This window comes from Flexivirga sp. (assembly GCF_035551235.1).
Classification (GTDB): Bacteria; Actinomycetota; Actinomycetes; order Actinomycetales; family Dermatophilaceae; genus Flexivirga.
This window is the reverse complement of the sequence record NZ_DASZNO010000037.1, coordinates 29,398-47,964: the sequence shown is the minus strand read 5'-3', so window position 1 is coordinate 47,964 and position 18,567 is coordinate 29,398. Positions and strand designations below refer to the sequence as shown.

General features: G+C 67.2%; 16 protein-coding genes. 6 read left to right on the top strand and 10 right to left on the bottom strand.

All coding sequences use genetic code 11. The features are described 5' to 3' along the window. Positions 1–272: 272 nt before the first annotated feature. The 4 genes from VG502_RS12810 to hisC form a co-directional block, all read right to left on the bottom strand. Positions 273–1,703: a dihydrolipoamide acetyltransferase family protein gene (locus tag VG502_RS12810; protein ID WP_325550454.1), complete on the bottom strand. Its 1,431-nt coding sequence runs from the start codon at positions 1,701–1,703 to the stop codon at positions 273–275. Between the two features lie 12 nt (positions 1,704–1,715). Continuing rightward, a complete protein-coding gene (locus tag VG502_RS12805) occupies positions 1,716–2,744 on the bottom strand; it encodes an alpha-ketoacid dehydrogenase subunit beta (RefSeq protein ID WP_325550453.1) in 1,029 nt (342 codons plus the stop codon). Between the two features lie 35 nt (positions 2,745–2,779). Then, positions 2,780–3,991 (bottom strand): pyruvate dehydrogenase (acetyl-transferring) E1 component subunit alpha, encoded by a 1,212-nt coding sequence (gene pdhA, locus VG502_RS12800; RefSeq protein WP_325550452.1) that lies wholly within the window; start codon positions 3,989–3,991, stop codon positions 2,780–2,782. A gap of 192 nt (positions 3,992–4,183) precedes the next feature. Next, on the bottom strand, positions 4,184–5,290 hold the full coding sequence (gene hisC, locus VG502_RS12795; protein ID WP_325550451.1) for a histidinol-phosphate transaminase: 1,107 nt from the start codon (positions 5,288–5,290) through the stop codon (positions 4,184–4,186). A gap of 72 nt (positions 5,291–5,362) precedes the next feature. Here hisC and VG502_RS12790 point away from each other — a divergent pair, with 72 nt between their 5' ends. Then, entirely contained in the window at positions 5,363–5,758 is a 396-nt protein-coding gene (locus VG502_RS12790; RefSeq protein ID WP_325550450.1) for a phage holin family protein, read from the top strand. A 161-nt stretch (positions 5,759–5,919) separates the two neighbouring features. On the opposite strand, the gene VG502_RS12785 is transcribed toward VG502_RS12790, so the two are convergent. After that, a complete protein-coding gene (locus VG502_RS12785) occupies positions 5,920–6,864 on the bottom strand; it encodes an NUDIX hydrolase (RefSeq protein WP_325550449.1) in 945 nt (314 codons plus the stop codon). Between the two features lie 101 nt (positions 6,865–6,965). Here VG502_RS12785 and VG502_RS12780 point away from each other — a divergent pair, with 101 nt between their 5' ends. Further along, positions 6,966–7,271, top strand: a complete 306-nt coding sequence (locus VG502_RS12780) for a hypothetical protein (protein ID WP_325550448.1) — start codon at positions 6,966–6,968, stop codon at positions 7,269–7,271. A 544-nt stretch (positions 7,272–7,815) separates the two neighbouring features. Here the strand turns inward: VG502_RS12780 and VG502_RS12775 are convergent. Then, positions 7,816–9,675, bottom strand: coding sequence for a S53 family peptidase (locus VG502_RS12775; protein ID WP_325550447.1), 1,860 nt, complete (start codon positions 9,673–9,675; stop codon positions 7,816–7,818). Positions 9,676–9,907: 232 nt separating this feature from the next. Continuing rightward, positions 9,908–10,798 carry a L,D-transpeptidase gene (locus VG502_RS12770; RefSeq protein WP_325550446.1) on the bottom strand — a complete coding sequence of 297 codons (891 nt, stop codon included), beginning with the start codon at positions 10,796–10,798 and terminating at the stop codon, positions 9,908–9,910. Positions 10,799–11,017: 219 nt separating this feature from the next. Here VG502_RS12770 and paaI point away from each other — a divergent pair, with 219 nt between their 5' ends. Together paaI and paaK are read left to right on the top strand one after the other, a co-directional pair. Beyond that, complete coding sequence (gene paaI, locus VG502_RS12765) at positions 11,018–11,431, top strand: hydroxyphenylacetyl-CoA thioesterase PaaI (RefSeq protein ID WP_325550445.1); 414 nt, start codon at positions 11,018–11,020, stop codon at positions 11,429–11,431. Between the two features lie 83 nt (positions 11,432–11,514). Beyond that, positions 11,515–12,810 carry a phenylacetate--CoA ligase PaaK gene (gene paaK / locus VG502_RS12760; RefSeq protein ID WP_325550444.1) on the top strand — a complete coding sequence of 432 codons (1,296 nt, stop codon included), beginning with the start codon at positions 11,515–11,517 and terminating at the stop codon, positions 12,808–12,810. Here paaK and VG502_RS12755 read toward each other — a convergent pair. After that, positions 12,807–13,298, bottom strand: a complete 492-nt coding sequence (locus VG502_RS12755; RefSeq protein ID WP_325550443.1) for a DivIVA domain-containing protein — start codon at positions 13,296–13,298, stop codon at positions 12,807–12,809. The two genes, paaK and VG502_RS12755, sit on opposite strands and share 4 nt — an antisense overlap. Positions 13,299–13,415: 117 nt before the next feature. Here VG502_RS12755 and galE point away from each other — a divergent pair, with 117 nt between their 5' ends. Further along, entirely contained in the window at positions 13,416–14,441 is a 1,026-nt protein-coding gene (gene galE, locus VG502_RS12750) for a UDP-glucose 4-epimerase GalE (protein WP_325550442.1), read from the top strand. A 101-nt stretch (positions 14,442–14,542) separates the two neighbouring features. On the opposite strand, the gene VG502_RS12745 is transcribed toward galE, so the two are convergent. Continuing rightward, a complete protein-coding gene (locus VG502_RS12745) occupies positions 14,543–14,740 on the bottom strand; it encodes a hypothetical protein (RefSeq protein WP_325550441.1) in 198 nt (65 codons plus the stop codon). A gap of 166 nt (positions 14,741–14,906) precedes the next feature. Between VG502_RS12745 and VG502_RS12740 the strand changes: the two genes are divergently transcribed. Next, a complete protein-coding gene (locus VG502_RS12740; RefSeq protein WP_325550440.1) occupies positions 14,907–16,622 on the top strand; it encodes an alpha/beta hydrolase in 1,716 nt (571 codons plus the stop codon). Positions 16,623–16,762: 140 nt separating this feature from the next. Here VG502_RS12740 and argS read toward each other — a convergent pair whose 3' ends face one another. Next, entirely contained in the window at positions 16,763–18,529 is a 1,767-nt protein-coding gene (argS, locus tag VG502_RS12735; protein WP_325550439.1) for an arginine--tRNA ligase, read from the bottom strand. Positions 18,530–18,567 lie beyond the last annotated feature (38 nt).

Sequence of the window (18,567 nt, the reverse complement as noted above, 5' to 3'; positions counted from 1 at the left end):
TTCGACCGCAACCAGCTGATCGCCGAATTCACCCTGACCGTCGCCCGCCGCCGCTACCAAGCACGTAACCAGGCCCCACCAGTAGCGTTACCGAAGTCCTGAGACATAAGTGTTACCGATGTCCTGAGACATCACAGTGCGGTGGGCCGCACCTCCTGCTGGTCCCAAACGGCTGCAAGCGCACCACAAACCCGCGGCCCTGCAGAAAGTGCGGCGAAGCGCAGCGCACCTTCTGCAGTGCCGAACGATGGCTCGGGGCGTATGCCGGGAGGTCAGCCCCAGACCAGCGCCTTCGCCGGGTCCTCGAGCAGAGCCGCGATGTCGGCGAGGAAGCGTGAACCCAGGTCGCCGTCGATCAACCGGTGGTCGAAGGACAGGCCGAGCTGCGTCACCTGACGCGGCACGATCTGGTCGACGCCGTCCTCGTCGGTCACGACCCACGGCATCTTGCGAACCTGCCCGAAGCACAGGATCGCCGACTCACCGGGGTTGATGATCGGGGTGCCGGTGTCGACGCCGAAGACTCCGACGTTGGTGATGGTGATCGTGCCGCCGGACATGTCGGCCGGCGGAGTGCGGCCCTCGCGCGCGGTCCCGACCAGCGCACCGAGCGCCTCGCCGAGCTCACGCATCGACATCCGGTCGGCGTCCTTGATGTTCGGGACGACCAGCCCACGCGGTGTCGCGGCAGCGATGCCGAGGTTGACGTAGTGCTTGACCACGATCTCCTGGGCGGCCTCGTCCCAGGCCGCGTTGACCTCCGGATTGCGTTTGATCGCAACGAGAAGCGCCTTGGCCAGCACCAGCAGCGGCGTCACCTTCAGGTCCCGGAAGTCCCGGTCGGACTTCAGCCGCTCGACCAGCTCCATGGTGCGCGTCATGTCGATCGTGACGAACTCGGTCACGTGCGGCGCGGTGAACGCCGACCCGACCATCGCCTGCGCGGTCATCTTGCGGACGCCCTTGACCGGGATCCGTGTCTCGCGGACACCGCTCGGCGCCGCAGCGGGAGCAGCAGCGGCCGCAGCCGTGCCGCCGCCGGCGACGAACGCCTCGACATCGGCGCGGCTGATCACGCCGTCGTCGCGGGTCGACTGCACGAGCGACAGGTCGATTCCCTTGTCCTTGGCGAACTTTCGCACCGGAGGCTTCGCGAGGACCTTCCCACCGGAGCGGTTCGGTGCGGCGCCGCCACTACGGGCCCGCGTCGGAGCCGGAGCGTCCTCGCGGGGCACCGGCGCGCTGGGCACGGCGTCGGTCGCGACATGCTTGTGCAGATCCGGAGCCGGCAGCGGGTCGCCCTGGCTACCCGGACCATGGAGACCCTCGAACGCACGGCGGGCGCGACGCTTGGTCGCGCCCTCGACGGCGCCATACCCGACGAGGTTGGCGACGCGCTCGCCCGAATCGTCGGAGTCGGCAGCCGGCGCAGGAGCCGCGGCCGGTGCGTCGTCCTCGGCGCCGGCGACGTCGACCGACACGATCGGAGCACCGACCTCGACGGTGTCGCCCTCCGCGACGAGCAACTCGACGACCATGCCCTCCCACGGGATCGGCAACTCCACGAGTGATTTCGCGGTCTCGATCTCGACCACCACGTCGTTGACCTTGACCGTGTCGCCCGGCTTGATCTTCCAGGTGACGATGTCGGCCTCGACCAGACCCTCACCGGGGTCGGGCAGCTTGAACTGCTTCACGCCCATGTTGTGAACTCCTTAGAAGCTGAGCGCTTGGTCGACGCTGTCGAGGATCCGGTCCAGATCGGGCAGGAAGTCCTCCTCGTAGCGGGACGGCGGGTAAGGGATGTTGTAGCCGCCGACGCGCATGACCGGCGCTTCGAGGGAGTAGAAGCACTCGCGCTGCACCTGCGCGGCCAGCTCGGCGCCCATGCCGAGGAACGTCGACGCCTCGTGCACCACGACGCAACGGCCGGTCTTCCTGACCGACGCGAAGATGGTCTCGGTGTCCAGCGGCGACAGCGACCGCAGGTCGATGACCTCCAGCGACTTGCCCTCGCCCTGAGCAGCGCCCGCGGCGTCGAGGCAGGTCTTGACCATCGGCCCGTAGGCCAGCAGCGTGACGTCGTCCCCCGGACGCGCGACCCGCGCGCTGTGCAACGGCAACGGCGCACCCGCTGCCTCGTCGAGCTCGACCTCGGCACGCTCGTGGTAGCGACGCTTCGGCTCGTAGAACATCACCGGGTCGTCGGACGCGATCGCCTGCTGGATCATCCAGTAGGCATCGGCCGGGTCGGCGCAGCTCACGGTCCGCAGGCCGGCGGTGTGCGCGAAGTAGGCCTCGTTGGACTCCGAGTGGTGCTCGACCGCACCGATGCCACCCCCGAACGGGACGCGGATGACTATCGGCAGCCGCAGATGGCCGAGCGACCGGGCGTGCATCTTGGCGACCTGGCTGATGATCTGGTCGAACGCCGGGTAGATGAACCCGTCGAACTGGATCTCCACCACCGGGCGGTAGCCGCGCAGCGCCAGACCGATCGCGGTGCCCACGATGCCCGACTCCGCGAGCGGCGTGTCGATGACCCGGTCCTCACCGAAGTCCTTCTGCAGGCCCTCGGTGATGCGGAACACGCCGCCGAGCTTGCCGACGTCCTCGCCCATGAGCACGACCTTCGGGTCGTCCTCCATGGCCTTGCGCATGCCGGCGTTCAATCCCTTTGCCAGAGAAAGCTTCTGACGCGTGGGCTCGTTCCTCGCCCTCGCCTCAGCAGCTTTTTGTGACATGGCCCGTCCTTCGGCCGGAGCGTTCTGAGCGGTCATCAGTTGCCCCCCTCGAACGATGCCTGGTAGGCGATGAACTCCGCCTTCTCCCGCTCCACGACCGGGTGCGGGTCGACATAGATGTCGTCGAACATCGCCGGCTTGGGCGGATCGGGCATCTCCTGGCAGGCCTTGCGGATCCGGGCCGCGAGCTCGTCGGCCTCCTTGTCGACCCCGTCGAAGAACGCGTCGTCGGCATACCCCTTGCTCGCCAGGAAGCCGCGCATGCGGGTGATCGGGTCCTTCTCGCGCCAGATGTCGACCTCGGCCGCGATGCGATATTTGGTCGGGTCGTCCGACGTGGTGTGCGCGCCCATCCGGTAGGTGAACGCCTCGATCAGCGTCGGGCCCTGCCCGGCACGCGCCGCGTCCATGGCGGCCTTCGTCACGGCATACACGGCCAGCACGTCGTTGCCGTCGACGCGAACGCCGGGGAAGCCGAAGCCACGTGCGCGCTGGTATGGCGGGATGCGGAACTGCTTGTAGTTGGGCTCGCTGATGGCCCACTGGTTGTTCTGGACGAAGAAGACCATCGGGGCGTTGGCGACGCCGGCGAAGACCAGTGCCTCGTTGAAGTCACCCTGCGCCGTGCCGCCGTCGCCGGTGAACGCCATGACCGCGGCGTCGCGGTCCGGATCGCCGGTGCCGACGTCACCGTCGCGTTGCATGCCCATGGCATACCCGGTCGCGTGCAGCATCTGGTTGCCGATGACGATCGTGTAGAGGTGGAAGTTGTTGGCGTTGCTGTCCCAGCCGCCGTGATTGACGCCGCGGAAGAGGCCAAGCAGGTTCTCCGGCGGGACGTCGCGGCACCAGGCGACACCGTGTTCGCGGTAACCCGGGAAGGCGTAGTCCTGCGGGCGCATCGCGCGGCCGGCTCCGACCTGCGCGGCCTCCTGGCCGAGCAGCGACGGCCACAGGCCGAGCTCACCCTGGCGCTGCAGCGCGTGACCCTCGGCGTCGATCCGGCGCACGAGCACCAGGTCGCGGTACATCGAGCGGCCGTCCTCGGGAGTCATGTCCTCGACGATCTGCGCGTAATCCGCGTTCGCGTCATTCGTCGGGAGGCGATTGCCGTCACCGTCGACGAACTGCACCATGTCGGGGCCGCCATCGGTGATGTCGTGCTCCATCGGACCTGTCACCACCGTCTCGTGATGTCTCACGGGGCCCGGCGTCACCGGGGCCGAATCCATTGCGTCGTCGGGCATGGGTTCTCCTTCTCGGGCGGCCGCGACCTGGGTGTGCCGCGGCATGTCGTGCACCCGCCCGGGGTCACCGGGCCGGGCGCGCAGCGGCCACGACATACAGCTGGAAGAAGTGTTCCGAGAGGTATGACGCGGCTCACATTGCCTTACGCCGGAAGATTACCCGCGCGATGCCGACCGACCGAATCCGGAGCGCTACCCACGAGTAGCAGCATTGCTGGCGAACTCTTTCGCCACCTGCAGCAGGCGATCCGTGGCCTCGACCTCACCGATGCTGCACCGGACGCCATCACCGGCGAACGGCCGCACAACCACGCCGGCGGCCTCGGCTGCCTTCGCGAAGTCGAGCGTCCTGTCGCCCAGCGACAACCAGACGAAGTTGGCCTGCGTGTCCGGCACCGCATAGCCCAGGTCACGCAGTCCGATCAGCATCCGGTCCCGCTCGGCCACCAGCGCCTGAACCCGCTCATCGAGCTCGTCGTATGCCGCCAGGCTCGCGATCGCGGCCTGCTGCGCGACGTGCGAGACGCCGAACGGAACCGCCGCCGTCCGCAGCGCGGACGCGACCTGCTCGTGCGCGATGCAATAACCGACGCGCAGGCCGGCAAGGCCGTAAGCCTTCGAAAACGTCCGCAGCACAGCGACATTCGGGTGGGAGCGCCATACGGCGAGGGCGTCGGCGGCATCGTCGTCCCGGTTGAACTCCAGGTATGCCTCGTCGATCACGACGAGCACATCGGCCGGCACGCGGGCGAGGAACTCCTCGAGCTCGGCGGCGCGGACGGCGGGCCCGGTCGGGTTGTTGGGCGTGCAGACGATGACCAACCGGGTGCGCTCGGTGATCGCGTCGGCCATCGCCGAAAGGTCGTGTCGCGCCTCGTCATCCAGCGGCACCTGCACGCCGGTCGCGCCGGACAACCCCACGACGATCGGGTATGCCTCGAACGAGCGCCACGCGTAGACGACCTCGTCGCCGGCTTCGCAGGTGATCTGCAACAGCGTGCCGAGCAGGCCGACGCTGCCGGTGCCGGTGGCGACCTGATCCGCGTCGACGCCGAAGTGTTCGCCGATCGCGGTGCGCAGGGCAACGGTGCCCATGTCCGGGTAGCGGTTCATGGTCTGCATCGCGTCCTGCACGACCTCGAGCACGGACGGCAGCGGCGGGTACGGATTCTCGTTGCTGCTGATCTTGTATGTCGTCCGGCCCGGCTCCACGGCGGCCGGCTTGCCGGCGACGTAGCGGGGGATCGAGTCGAGCGTGGCGCGCAGCCGCACGGTGCGCTCCGGTGTGGCCTCAGTCATAGTCCTCACTGTATGGCGGTGACCCGGCCATGTTGCGGGCGGCCATCGGCTGCGGCATGCCAAGCTGGTGTCATGAAGAACATCCTGATCAAGACCGGAATCAACGCCGTCGCGCTCTGGATCGCCGCCATCGTCGTGCCGGGCATCACCCTGGCCGAGTCGGACAAGTCGACCAGCTCGAAGGTGCTGTCGATCATCGTCGTCGCGCTCGTATTCGCCCTGATCAACGTGGTCGTGAAGCCGATCGCGCACTTCTTCTCGTTCCCACTCATCGTGCTGACGCTGGGTCTCTTCACCTTCGTCGTCAACGCGCTGATGTTGCAGATCCTGTCCTGGCTGTCGGACTCGCTGAACCTCGCGTTCCACGTCGACCACTTCTTCTGGGCCGCGATCTTCGGCGCCCTGGTCGTGTCCTTCGTGAGCATGCTGGTCAACATGCTCCTACCCGACAACCTCGAACAGCACTGAATCTTCTTGTTCGACTCCTCGCGGAGTCGCGATCCCGGCCGGCTCGCACGCTCGCTCGGCGCGGTTCGCGACGTCCGGTCGTCGTCTCACGGGCGCCCGCTGATCGTCCTCGCGCGCCACATCTTGCCTGTCACCATCGGGCCGTTGTTGCCGGATCCGAGTCACCAGACTGGCGGGTGGCCGTCCTCGAGATAGACCGTGCCGGAGCCGGCGTCGAGTGCGGCGACCGCTTGCCGCGCGACGCGCACCGTGTAATCGGCTGCGTGCTGCGCGAATTCGGCGTCCTCGCACCAGTGCACCGCACGGATCTCCCGCGCCTCCAGCTGTATGGCGCCGAGCTCCTGCGCCGGAACCGACACGTCGAAGATGAACAGCGTCGCGTCGTCCCAGCCCCGCCACGCGGGCAACCAGCTGACCGCGGCGAGTGACCGGACCCGAGCGGTGACGCCCAGCTCCTCGCGCAGCTCACGCACGACCGCGGCGGCCGGTGACTCCAGCGGGTCGACCACGCCGCCGGGCAGGTCCCACGGCTTCTTGTAGACCAGCTCGCAGACCAGCAACCGTCCGGATTCGTCCCGGATCAGCGCCTGGGCGATCGCACGCTTGGTGGGCAGCGCGCTGTTCAGCCAGGCCGTGAAGGCGTCCCGGCTGCCGGGCGCCGGGTCGTCGACCAGACGGCCGAGCACGAGCGCGTCGACACCGGGCCGGAACTCACGCAGCACACCCTCGCTGCGCAATCCGGCCAGCGCGGCAGAGCGCAGTGCGGGCCGGTTGGTGCGCGCGACATACGCCTCGACGCGGTGCAGCCCGAGATCGGTGAAGCCGTGCTCGACGACAGCTCGCAGGGCAGCCGCGGCCAGTCCCCTGCCGCGTGATTCAGGACGCAGTTGCCACGCGAGTTGCCCTGCGCCGTCTCGGTGTTCGGGCAATCGCAGCGCCACGAGTCCGGCGCGTTCGTCGCCGTCGTCAATGGCGAAGAGGTGGACACCGTCGTCGCGCACCCAGCCGGGCACGTCGTGTTCCAGTCGCGGCACGGTGCCGGACACCAGACGCCGCAACTCGCGGCCGTCGCCGAGGACCGGTGCGTGATGTGGCGCCTGCGTCATACCGCCCAGCCTTTCAGATTCCGGAAAAGAGTTGTGCCCCCATCCGCCGGGCGGGCGGATGGGGGCACAACGGGTGCTGCTGCAGCGAACGAGATCAGCCGGTGACCGGAAGGGTCGTGGTCGTCGGCGTCGGCGTCGGCGGCTCCGTGGTGGGAGGCGGCGTCGTCGGCGGCGTCGAGGTCGGCGGGTTCGTCGTCGTCGAGGTCGGCGGGTTCGTGCCCGTGGACGTCGGCGGGTTGGTGCCGGTCGAGGTCGGCGGGTTCGTCGCCGTCGACGTGGGCGGGTTGGTGGTGGACGTGGGCGGGTTGGTGGTGGACGTCGGCGGAGTGCTCGTCGGAGCCGCCGCGCAGTCCGCACCGGTCAACGCGACCCAGGTGCCGTCGAGGCCCGGCGCGAAGTTGATGTAGGCGCCGGCAGCGTGCCCACCGATCTTCGTCGAGGCGAAGGTCACCGTGCCGACCGCATTCTTATAGCCGGAGAACTTCGCCAGAGATACGGAGCCGCCGGTGTGAACGCCGGCAGCCCCGCCGCCAACCACCGTAACGCTCGGCTTGCCGGCGTCACAGGTGGTTCGGACCGTGACGGTAACGCCGCCGGCGTCGAGCTTGAATGTGCCGGAACCCGAAGTTGCGGCGCCCGAGAACTCGACCCCATAAGGATCGGTGTAGGCGCCGGTCGTCCAGCCACCAGAGCTCTCCCCAGACGTCCCGTCGGCCCAAGCGACACCATAGAAAGTGTCACCGGGCGCGGCCGAACTGGTCGTGCTTGTCATGATCAGGCCCGAAGCAGCGGCGACACCCGCCACCAGCGAAGCCCCGAACAACGCAGTGTTGCGTTTCATGGTCTTGCTCCCCTTCAATTCATCTTTCGAAAAGTACGTTGCCCGGTGGCACGGGTGTGCGCCTCGCGAGTTACCCGCGCCACAGGATCGATCTCAGGTCGTCGCGAACGTCACTTGCCGAACGACGTCAGGAAGCTGCCGCTGGGCTCGCCCAGACCGGTCACGTTGTCCCATCCGGTAGCGACGCGCAGCGAGTCGGACGGCTGCGCCAGACCCTCCAGCACGTAGTGCCCGGTCTTCGAGTCCTGGCCGAACACCATGCCGTACTTGCCGGCGGTTACCGCCTTGACGTCGGTGATGTTCGTCGTGCCCTTCAGCTTGTAGAAGTAGGGCGCGGCGTTGCCGACCTGGCGGCCGGTGAGCGCCTTCGACGACGCAACGAGCGCAGCGACCAAAGGAGAGGACTGGCTGGTGCCGCCGCTGGTCGTGAGGTTCAAGCCATCGAAGGTCAGTCCGAGACCGGTCGCCGGATCCGCGATGGCACTCACGTCCGGAATGGTCCGCTTAGTGGTCGAACCGGTGACCACGCCCTTCTGCCAAGCCGGCTGGGCGTAGTCACGGCTGACACCGCCACCGGCACCGACCGAGTTGCCGAAGTACGGGTACCGAGTGATGCCAGTCGTGCTCGACTTGGAGGGCTGGTCCCACAGGCTGGTTGACCAGCCGACGGTGAACTGACGTCCCCCCGACGCATTCAGCGCGGCGGCGGTGCCGCCGACTGCGGTGAAGAACGGCGACGTGGCAGGGTAGCTGGGCTCCTTGGACCGACTCGGTGCCGTCCCACCCTCGACGATGCTGCCGTCACCCATGTCACCACTGCTGGCGAACAGGCTGATGCCGGTCACCGACGCGCGGGCGGCGGTGCGGTCGAACTGCTGCTTGAAGCTCGTTGTCTGACCGGACTCATCCCCGCCCCAGGACATCGACAAGGTGGTGACCGTGTGCTGCGTGACTGCCTTGTTGAAGATGCTCAGCAGTGCGGAGTCGGTCGGACCGGAGGCGCCGTAGTAGGTGATCGCCGACTGCGGGGACATGTAGTGCGAGGTCTGGATGTCCATGTTCTGCTCGCCATACGCGTCGCCACCGGCGCAGTCCTGAGCGTTCTCCGGCGCCGACTGGTCGTTGTAGGTCGCCAACTCGGGGTACTTGTAGTAGTCCGAGACCGCGTTGGCCTTGGCCTTGGCGTCCTTGTCGGCGCACCAGAGCAGGATGCCGATGTTGGCCTTGACCTTGGACGCACCGCCGGCGTTGTACATCCTCACGGCCTGCTGCGGGCTGTAGCCGCACATCATGTTCGAGGTGCTGCTGAACTTCGAAGCGCTGACCGCGACGTTCTCGCCCCAGTAGCTGGCGCAGTCATTCGAAACCGCCGCGGCAGTTGCCTTGGTGCCGGGCATCGACCGTGAGTTGGAGAACGGCGAGTTCGTGCGGTCGGTCGAACGCGGAGCCGACTTCAACGGACGCTCCGGACCGAATGTGTCGATCGGTCCCGTGTGACGCGAGCTGACGGTGGTCAGGCCGGCGACGTTGACGACGCCGAGCGACTTCGGCAGCTGCGGGTCGTTGTTGGGCGCAAGGCCCGTGCGCGAGCCGAGCGCGACGCGCTCCATCTTCAAAGAGAATGCCTTGTTGATCGTGCGGACCGGCGCGGCGACGGTCACGACACCGGCGGCAGCATCCTTGGCCGTGACCTTGAGTCCCTCCCCCTTGGCCCAGTCAGCGACCTTCTTCAATGAAGCAGGCGAGGCACCGAAGAGGCGCTTGTACTGCGCCGGCGAGATCACGGTGCCCTTGGCGAGCAACGAGTCGAGCAACGCCTGGTTACGCAGCGGCACGGCGATCGACAGATCGACGTTCGTGGTGTTGTCTGCGACACCCAGGGTGCGCAGGTTCGAGTGGTCGGGCAGAGCGGTGCGACCGGAGTTGGTCAACCGCACAGTGTCGCTGCCGTTGCCGGCGGCGTGCGCCATCGTGGCACCTGTACCCGCCATCGCGATGGCCGTTGTCAGCGCGACAGCTCCTGTCGCTATGTGACGACGCTTCATCAATTTCCTCCCGTTGTTTTTTGGTCCTGTTTCCGAGGTCTGAGGGGACTGTCGGACCGGGGCCAGGGTGTGGCGCGGATAACACAGTACCCAAAATCACGTAAGGGGGTACTTACTTACCAGTATCCAGGGACCGACGGCCCGCACCCCCTGGTTGTCAGCGCGTGATGTCGACCGGTGTGCCGGTCGGCAGCTTGGCGAACATCTTCAGTGCGGCATCCGGAACGCGGATGCAGCCGTGCGAGATCTTGCCCTCCCGCCCCTGCTTCGTCGGCCAGCCGTGGACCGCGACGGTGCCGGGGCCACCGCCATACGAGTCGAGGGTGTCGGAGTGCGAGCCGAGGGCGTAGATGACCGGCGAGAACGTCTGGTTCGGGTCGACGAAGCCGCTCAGAAGGAAGGTCTGGCCGACCGGCGTCGGTGTCGAGTCCTTGCCCTGGCCGATGTCCCACGTGCCCTCGGACCTCCCGCCATGGGTGATGGCGATCGTCCCCTCGGACAGCTTCACCCGGACAGCCCACGTGGTCTTCGCACGGTCCAGTCCGGCTTCCGGAATCCACGCGGTGGCGCCGTTCGGCCGAGCCGGCAGTCGCACCTGCGCCCAGCCGCGCTCGGTGCGCAGCACGGGCAGCCAGGTCGTGCTGCCGATCTGCGACTTCGGGATCAGCGTGATCGGGTCGGCTCCGGGTTTCGCGAAGCCCGGCATCGCCTTGTCGACGCGTATGGCGAGGCCGCCGCTGCCTGTCGTCAGGTCGATCGGCGCCTTGGCCACCTTGCCCTCGGTGTCGGCCACCGGCAGCTTGTCGAGCACCGACTGCGACACCTTGGGGACGGGTATGTCGGAAACGCTTGAACCGGAAGGAGACTGGCCGGCCGAGGTCGTCGCCGCGGCGGCCGGCTTGTCGTCGCCGCCACCGCCGAAGATCTTCACACCGACGAAGACCACGAGCGCGACGACGAGGAAGCCGACGACGACCCCCGCCACCGACGTGCCCACCTGACGCATCGAATTGCCCGCACCGACGCGGTGCCTACCTGGTTCGGTCACAACCTGTGCTTTCTAGTGACTGGTGAGCAATGGCGCGGTACCAGCGTGCGCCCCCTGCATCGCATTCTGCACGGGCGCCGCGAGGTTCGCCCAATCGGATCCCGAACTCGATGCCCACCGAATACCCACCGATCGCCACGGTGTCCAAATACTGATCGATTGGTCAGTAATTCGGCCGGAAGTGCCCCACGAGCATGATTCCGGTGGCAGTCTGGCCGCATGGAAAGTACGGATCACGTGCTGACGATGTGGCGCGAGGACCGCGCATCCGCCGCGCAGGAGATCGAGCTGGTCGATGTCGGTGTGTATGACGACGGGCGCGGCCATGCCCGCACCCGGATGCAGCTGACCGAGCACCAGGTCAACGGCCACGACATCGCCCACGGCGGGCACATCTTCCTGCTGGCCGATTCGACGTTCGCCCTCGCGTGCAACGCGAGCGGCCACACGACGGTCGCGTCCGGTGGGGACATCTCGTTCGTGACCGCGGGGCGCCTCGGCGATGTGCTGGTCGCCGAAGCGAGCGAGCGCGTGACCTACGGGCGGTCCGGCATCACCGACGTGACGGTAAGCCGCGAGTCCGACGGCGTGGTGATCGCAGAGTTTCGTGGCAGGTCGAGGAGGATCAGCTGATGGGCGGCGAAAGAGACGGGAACCCGAACAGCCGGGGTCCCCGCGAAGTATCGGAGCGAGGTACGAGCGGAGAACTTCGTGGGGTGGCTGGTGCAGAGTTGGACACGGCCGAGAAGTGGTCGGTGGACGAGTTGCGGGCGCACCAGCTGGCGCGCCTGCAGGAGACGGTCGCGGCGGCATACGCGAACGTGCCGCACTACCGGAACGCCTTGGATTCCAGCGGTGTTCACCCCGCCGACATCAAGGACCTCGCCGACGTGCGGCTGCTGCCCTTCACCGGCAAGGCCGACCTGCGGGACAACTATCCGTTCGGGATGTTCGCCGTGCCGCGGACACAGGTCGTGCGGGTGCATGCCTCGAGCGGCACGACCGGTATGCCGACCGTGGTCGGCTACACGCAGCAGGACATCGACACCTGGGCCGACCTGGTGGCCCGGTCGCTGCGCGCGGCCGGTGTACTGCCCGGCGACATATGCCAGGTCTCCTACGGCTACGGGCTCTTCACCGGCGGCCTCGGTGCGCATTACGGCGCGGAGCGGCTGGGCTGCACCGTCATACCGATGTCGGGCGGGCAGACCGCCAAGCAGGTGCAACTGCTGCGCGATTTCGGCGCGCGGGCGATCATGGTCACGCCGTCATACTTCCTGTCGATCCTGGACGAGATGACCGCACAGGGCATTGATCCGCGCGAACTACCTTTGAAAATAGGCGTTTTCGGCGCCGAGCCGTGGACCGACGCAATGCGCACCGAGATCGAGGAGCGGGCCGGCATCGACGCGGTCGACATCTACGGGCTGTCCGAGGTGATGGGCCCCGGCGTCGCCATGGAGTGCGCCGCCACCAAGGACGGCCCGACGATCTGGGAGGACCACTTCCTGCCCGAGATCATCGACCCGGTCACCGGCGAGCCGGTCGCCGACGGTGAGGAGGGCGAGTTGGTCTTCACCTCGCTCACCAAGCAGGCGATGCCGGTGCTGCGCTACCGCACCAGGGACCTGACACGGCTGCTGCCGGGCACGGCCCGACCGTCGTTCCGGCGGATGGCGAAGATCACCGGCCGCAGCGACGACCTGATGATCATCCGCGGCGTCAACATCTTCCCGACCCAGATCGAGGAGCTGGCGCTTGCGTATGACGGGCTCTCGCCATACTTCCAGTGCGTGCTGACCCGACCCGGGCGACTCGACGAGCTGACCGTGAATGTCGAAGCGGCAGAAGGCTTCTCCAGCGATCACTGGGCTCAGGTCGAAGCGGATCTGGCCCGTGACATCAAGGACCGCATCGGCACGTCCGCTCGAGTGAACGTGCTACCGGTAGGTGGCATCGAGCGATCCGTCGGCAAGGCCCGCCGCATCGTGGACAACCGTCCCAGGGGCTAGGACAGCGGGCGGATGCGCTCGAGCTGGTCGAGGAAGTGGTCGACGGCGGCGGCGTCATACCCGCCACGACCGGCACGTGCCATGTGGAACTGCGCCGACTTGATGTCCGGCAGCCGCTCACCGTTGCCCATGGCGCGCAGGACGTTGTCCAGGAAGTCGTCGACCTGGTCCGTCTCGTATGCCGGGCCGAAGCGCGTGGAATGAAAGGTGATCTCGCGGACCCATACCTGTTGCTGCCGGGACCACTTGAGCCGATCGCTCTCGGGCGTCGCCGCCGCCTCGCCGCTCTCGACCTCGTGGATCTCATGCTGGATGTTCAGCTGGCGCTGCCACTCGGCGATGTTGTCGAAAAGGGCGGTCACCGACTCGGGCGAGTACCCCTCCCGGAATCGCGCATTGCGCAGGCCCACCGTGCCGATCGGCGGAACGGGCTGCTGCGCACGCATCAGCGACACCACGCGATCCAGCTGGCGCTGCACGTCGGCCATGACGTATCCACCCCGAGGCTGAGTGGTCAGCATCGGTTTCTCAACACGGGCAATATGATCGGCTGTCCACAGGGTCCTCACCACGGGCTCCATCCTTGCACCGTAACCTGATCCACCATGCGAGTACTCGTCTCCGGCGGTGCCGGCTACATCGGATCCCACACAGTCCTGGCCCTGCTCGACAGCGGCCACGACGTGGTCATCGTCGACGACTTCGCCAACAGCAAGCCGACGGTGCTCGGCCGGCTGGAGGCCCTGTCCGGCAAGACCATCCCGTTGCATGCCTTCGACCTGACCGATGCCGACAAGACCGAGCATCTCTTCAGCCACGAGCGCATCGATGCGGTCATTCACTTCGCGGGATTCAAAGCGGTCGGCGAGAGCGTCGCGAAGCCACTCGACTACTACCGCAACAATCTCGACAGCACGTTCTCGCTGTTGCGCGCGATGACCCGGCACGGCGTGGACAAGCTGGTCTTCTCCTCCTCCGCGACGGTGTATGGCGACAACGCGCCCGTGCCCTATCACGAGGATTACGAACCACTTTCGGCCTCCTCGCCATACGGCAGGACGAAGGTGATGATCGAGCGCGTGCTGACCGACGTCGCCTCGATCACCGACGGTTTCCGGGTGGCGCTGTTGCGCTACTTCAACCCGGTGGGCGCGCATCCGTCGGGCCGGATCGGCGAGGACCCGCAGGGGATCCCCAACAATCTGATGCCGTTCATCGCGCAGGTGGCCGTCGGGCGTCGCGACAAACTGAGCGTCTTCGGCGACGACTACCCGACCGAGGACGGCACCGGCGAGCGCGACTACATCCACGTCATGGACCTGGCCGCCGGCCACGTCGCGGCGCTGGAGCACCTGCCGACTATGGGCGAGCCGGTGCGCGCGTTCAATCTCGGCACCGGAGAAGGCACTTCGGTGCTGGAACTGTTGCACGCCTTCGAGCGCGCGGTCGGACACGAGTTGCCCTACGAAGTTGTCGAGCGCCGTGCCGGTGACCTGGCGGCCTACTGGGCCGACCCGACCCGGGCGCACGAGGAACTCGGCTGGCGAGCGACCCGCTCGATCGACGACATGTGTGCCGACACCTGGCGGTGGCAGTCCGAGAACCCGCAGGGTTACCCCGAGGGCGCATAGCGCCGAACCCCTCCCTGCCGAGTGACGGCTTCTTCGGCGAGTGACGGTGCGATCCCGCCGTCACTCGGCGAAGAAGCCGTCACTCGCGATGGGTGGGTTTGTCAGTGGTGGGCCAGGTGCTGGTGCGCCTCCAGGTATTCCTCACACTGGGTGTGCGTGCCGGGCCCGAAGGCGACCCGCCAGTCCAGTGGAATCGGGTTGGTGCACGACCAGATGATGAGTCGGCCGACACGACCTTCCACGACGAAATAGAGCTCTGTGCTGGACGCCTTGTGTGATGCGTCCGGGTTGCCGGACATGGCGTTTCCCTCCCAGTCCTTCCAAGCCCCCGAGCGTCATACTCGTGAGACCAGTGTGACGCACGCTGCTGTATGTCGGTTGCACCTTCGCGACTTTTACCGGGACCGGAACCATCGAGCAATGTCATGGCGTCCACCCACCGACAATCAACGAAGGAGTTCAGTCATGCGCCGTCGCCTATCGCACGTCGTCACCGTGAGTGCCCTGGCCGTGCTGGTCGCTGCCGGTGGGAATGCGCTGGGCGAGGCCCCTGCCAACGCCGCACAGGCGACGGGCAACCTGTCGCCCACTCACGCGAACCTCGACAAATACACGTCGCAGAAGCTCACCTGGAGCGCCGCGCTGTGCCCGCAGGAGGTCCGAAAGCTCGGCAAGGCCGCGGACCGTTCGGAGTGCGCACGTGTCACTGCACCGAAGGATTACGCGCACCCGGACAAGGGCGACATCAAGCTGATGGTCACCCGGACCACACCGGAGCAGGCCGGCAAGTCCGACCGCGTCGTCTTCACCAACCCCGGTGGCCCGGGCGGCCCGGCAGCGCGCTTCTCGGCCATCGTGGCCGCCCTGTCACCGCTCGGCCGGACCGAGACCATCGTGGGCGTCGACCCCCGCGGCACCGGCGAGAGCACCCCTGTCAGTTGTGACCCGCCGCGGACCAAGGTCCGCGACAACCACCGGCTGACCGACGAGAACGTCACCGCGCTGCAGACCGCGGTCAAGGCATCCGTCGACAAGTGCGTCGCGCAGCACGGCGACTACCTGCCCTACATCAACACCGACAACACGGCACGGGACCACGACCTGGTCCGCCAACTGCTCGGCGTGAAAACCGTTGACTACTACGGCGTCTCGGCCGGTACCTGGCTCGGCGCGCACTACGCGACGCTCTTCCCCGAGCACGTCGGCCGCTTCGTGCTCGACAGCAACACCGCGTTCACCAAGAACTTCCAGACCAGCTTCGGCTACCAGCCGATGGGCTTCCAGCGCCGCTTCTCGAAGCAGTTTGTGCCGTGGGCGGCACGACACAACGACTCCTACGGCATCGGCTCGACCGCCACCGAGGTCGAGGGCACCCACACCCGGGTGCGCAAGGCCGCCGCCGAGGGCAAGCTCGGCTTCTTCTCCGCCAACGTCGTCGACAACGTGCTGGCGCAACAGATGTACTCCGACGACGGCCTGGTGACCGCGGCGAAGTTCCTCGGCTACCTCGACGACGCCCGTGACGGGAACAAGCTCGCGCTCTATCAGGCGTTCGGCCTGCTCAGCAACGGCTCGGACAGCTACACCGACAACCGGGAGAGCACGACCTTCATGGCCACCACCTGCAATGACACGTCGTGGAGGAAGGACCCGAACTACTACGTAGGACGCGCCAAGAGTCTCGGCCCGAAGTACCCGCTGCTCGGTTACGGCCAGGTCGTCAACCAGTGCGCGTACTGGCCCTACCAGGCGACCAACAGCAAGGTCGATCTGTCCAAAACACCGAAGATCCTGATGGTCGACACCACGATCGACCCGGCGACGCCCTACGAAGGTGCCGTCGCCGCCCACAAGGCGTCACCCAACACGGTGCTCCTCACCGTCAACAACCAGGGCAACCACGGTGCGGTGCTGGGCAGCAAGAACACCTGTGTCACCGACGCGGCATACGGCTTCCTGATGAATGGCGCACTAATCAAACAGGATTCGGTCTGCCAGGGCGTCCCGCTGCCCGGCGATGACAGGGTTTACCCGACCGGCAAGCAGATCAGCGGTCCGAAGCCGAGCCTCGACCACTCACAGAAGTCGACGCCGAAGCACAAGTCGGACGACGTCAGCGACATCCTGCTGAAGCTGCTGGAGAAGCTGATCGGCGACATCCTCGGCGGCCCGCATTCGTAGTCTGGCTTCGACTCCCTTCTTGCCGAGAGGACACCGGATTGCCGAGAGGACACGGGATTCAGGCGAATTTCGCCCGTATCCGGTGTCCTCTCGGTGCATTGGGTGTCCTCTCGGCAAATGAGCGGACCGTCGTCGCCGCGTTACATCTGGTCGGGGGATTGGATGCCGAGGAGTTCGAGTCCCTTGACCAGGACCCTGCGGGTGAGGGCACAGAGCGCCAGGCGACTGTCGCGGACCGCGGCGTCCTCGGCCTTGAGCACCGGGCAGTGCTCGTAGAACGCCGTGAACGTGGTCGCCAGGTCGTAGAGGTATGCCGCGAGGCGGTGCGGCTCGAGCGACTCGCCGACTTCGGCGACGACACCGCCGAAGTCCAGCAACCGCAACGCAAGCGCGCGCTCGGCCGGCTCGGACAACACGATGGAACCGGCGAACTCGGCCGCGTCCGCCCGCGACAGGATCGAGCGCAGCCGGGCGGTGGCGTACTGCAGGTAGGGACCGGTGTTGCCCTGCAGCGCGAGCATCCGGTCCAGGTCGAAGGTGTAGCCCGAGTCGTGCGACACCGACAGGTCGGCGTACTTGATCGCGCCGATGCCGACCTGGTGCGCGATCGTCGCCCGCTCGTCCTCCGACAGGTCCGGGCGTGACTCCGCCACCACTTCGGCAGCACGCTCCAGCGCCGAATCCACCAGGAACTGCAGGGAGATCAGGTCACCCGAGCGCGTGCGCAGGATCTTGCCGTCGGTGCCGACGACATTGCCGATCTGCACGTGGATCGGCTCCGTGCCCTTGATCCAGCCGGCCTTGTCGGCGGCCGCCCAGACCATCCGGAAGTGCAGGTTCTGCGGCGCGCCCACGACATACAGCGCACGGTCCGCGTGCAGGTCGAGTGAGCGGTGCCGGATGGTCGCGAGATCCGTTGTGGCATAGCCGTATCCGCCATCCGACTTGCGGATGATGAGCGGCACCGGCTTGTCGTCGCGCCCGATGAACTCGTCCTGGAAGACGCATAGGGCGCCGTCGCTCATGACCGCGATGCCCTTCTCCTCCAACGTGTCGCAGACCTCGGCCAGCTCGTCGTTGTATGACGACTCCCCACGGATGTCGTCGTCGGTGAGCAACACGCCGAGCTCGCGGTAGACCTTGTTGAGGTAGACCTTCGACAGGTCCATGATCTCGCGCCACAGCCGCAGGCTCTCGGCGTCACCGCCCTGCAGCGTCGCCACCCGCTTACGCGCGCGAACCGCGAAATCCCCTGCGGACCCAGGGGGTTGAGCCTTGTCCGATGCGTCGAACTTCGCCCGGGCGGCACGGTAGAAGGTGTTGGGGTCGGACTCGAGCAGCTTGGCCTCGTCGCTGCCCTCACCGACCTCGAGCAGGTGCTCGATCAGCATGCCGAACGCGGTGCCCCAGTCGCCGAGGTGGTTCTGCCGGATGACGTCGTGGCCGAGCGCCTCCAGGGTGCGCACCAGCGAGTCGCCGACCACCGCACTGCGCAGATGGGCGACGTGCATCTCCTTGGCGGCGTTGACCGACGAGTAGTCGATGACGACGGTCTCGTGCTCCGGCAGCGGTATGGCGAGCCGGTCGTCCTCGAGCTGGTGGGTCGCCGCGGCGGCGACCCACTCGGTGCGCAGGGTGACGTTGAGGAACCCCGGTCCGGCGATCTCGACCGAGGCGATCAGCCCGTCGTCGGCGCCGATCCGATCGGCGATCGCCTGCGCAACCTCCCGGGGCGGCCGGCCCACGCGCTTGGCCAGCGCCATGGCGGCGTTGGCCTGGAAGTCGGCATCGGTCTGCCGCTTGTTGGCCGGGCGGATCACCGGGTCGACCTCTCGCCATTCCGGTCCGAAGGCCTCGGCGAGGGCCTGCTGGACGCGGGTGGTGAGGGCAAGACGGGGATCGGTCATGCCGCTTAGATTAGGGCGTCGCCCCGAAGCCGGACGAA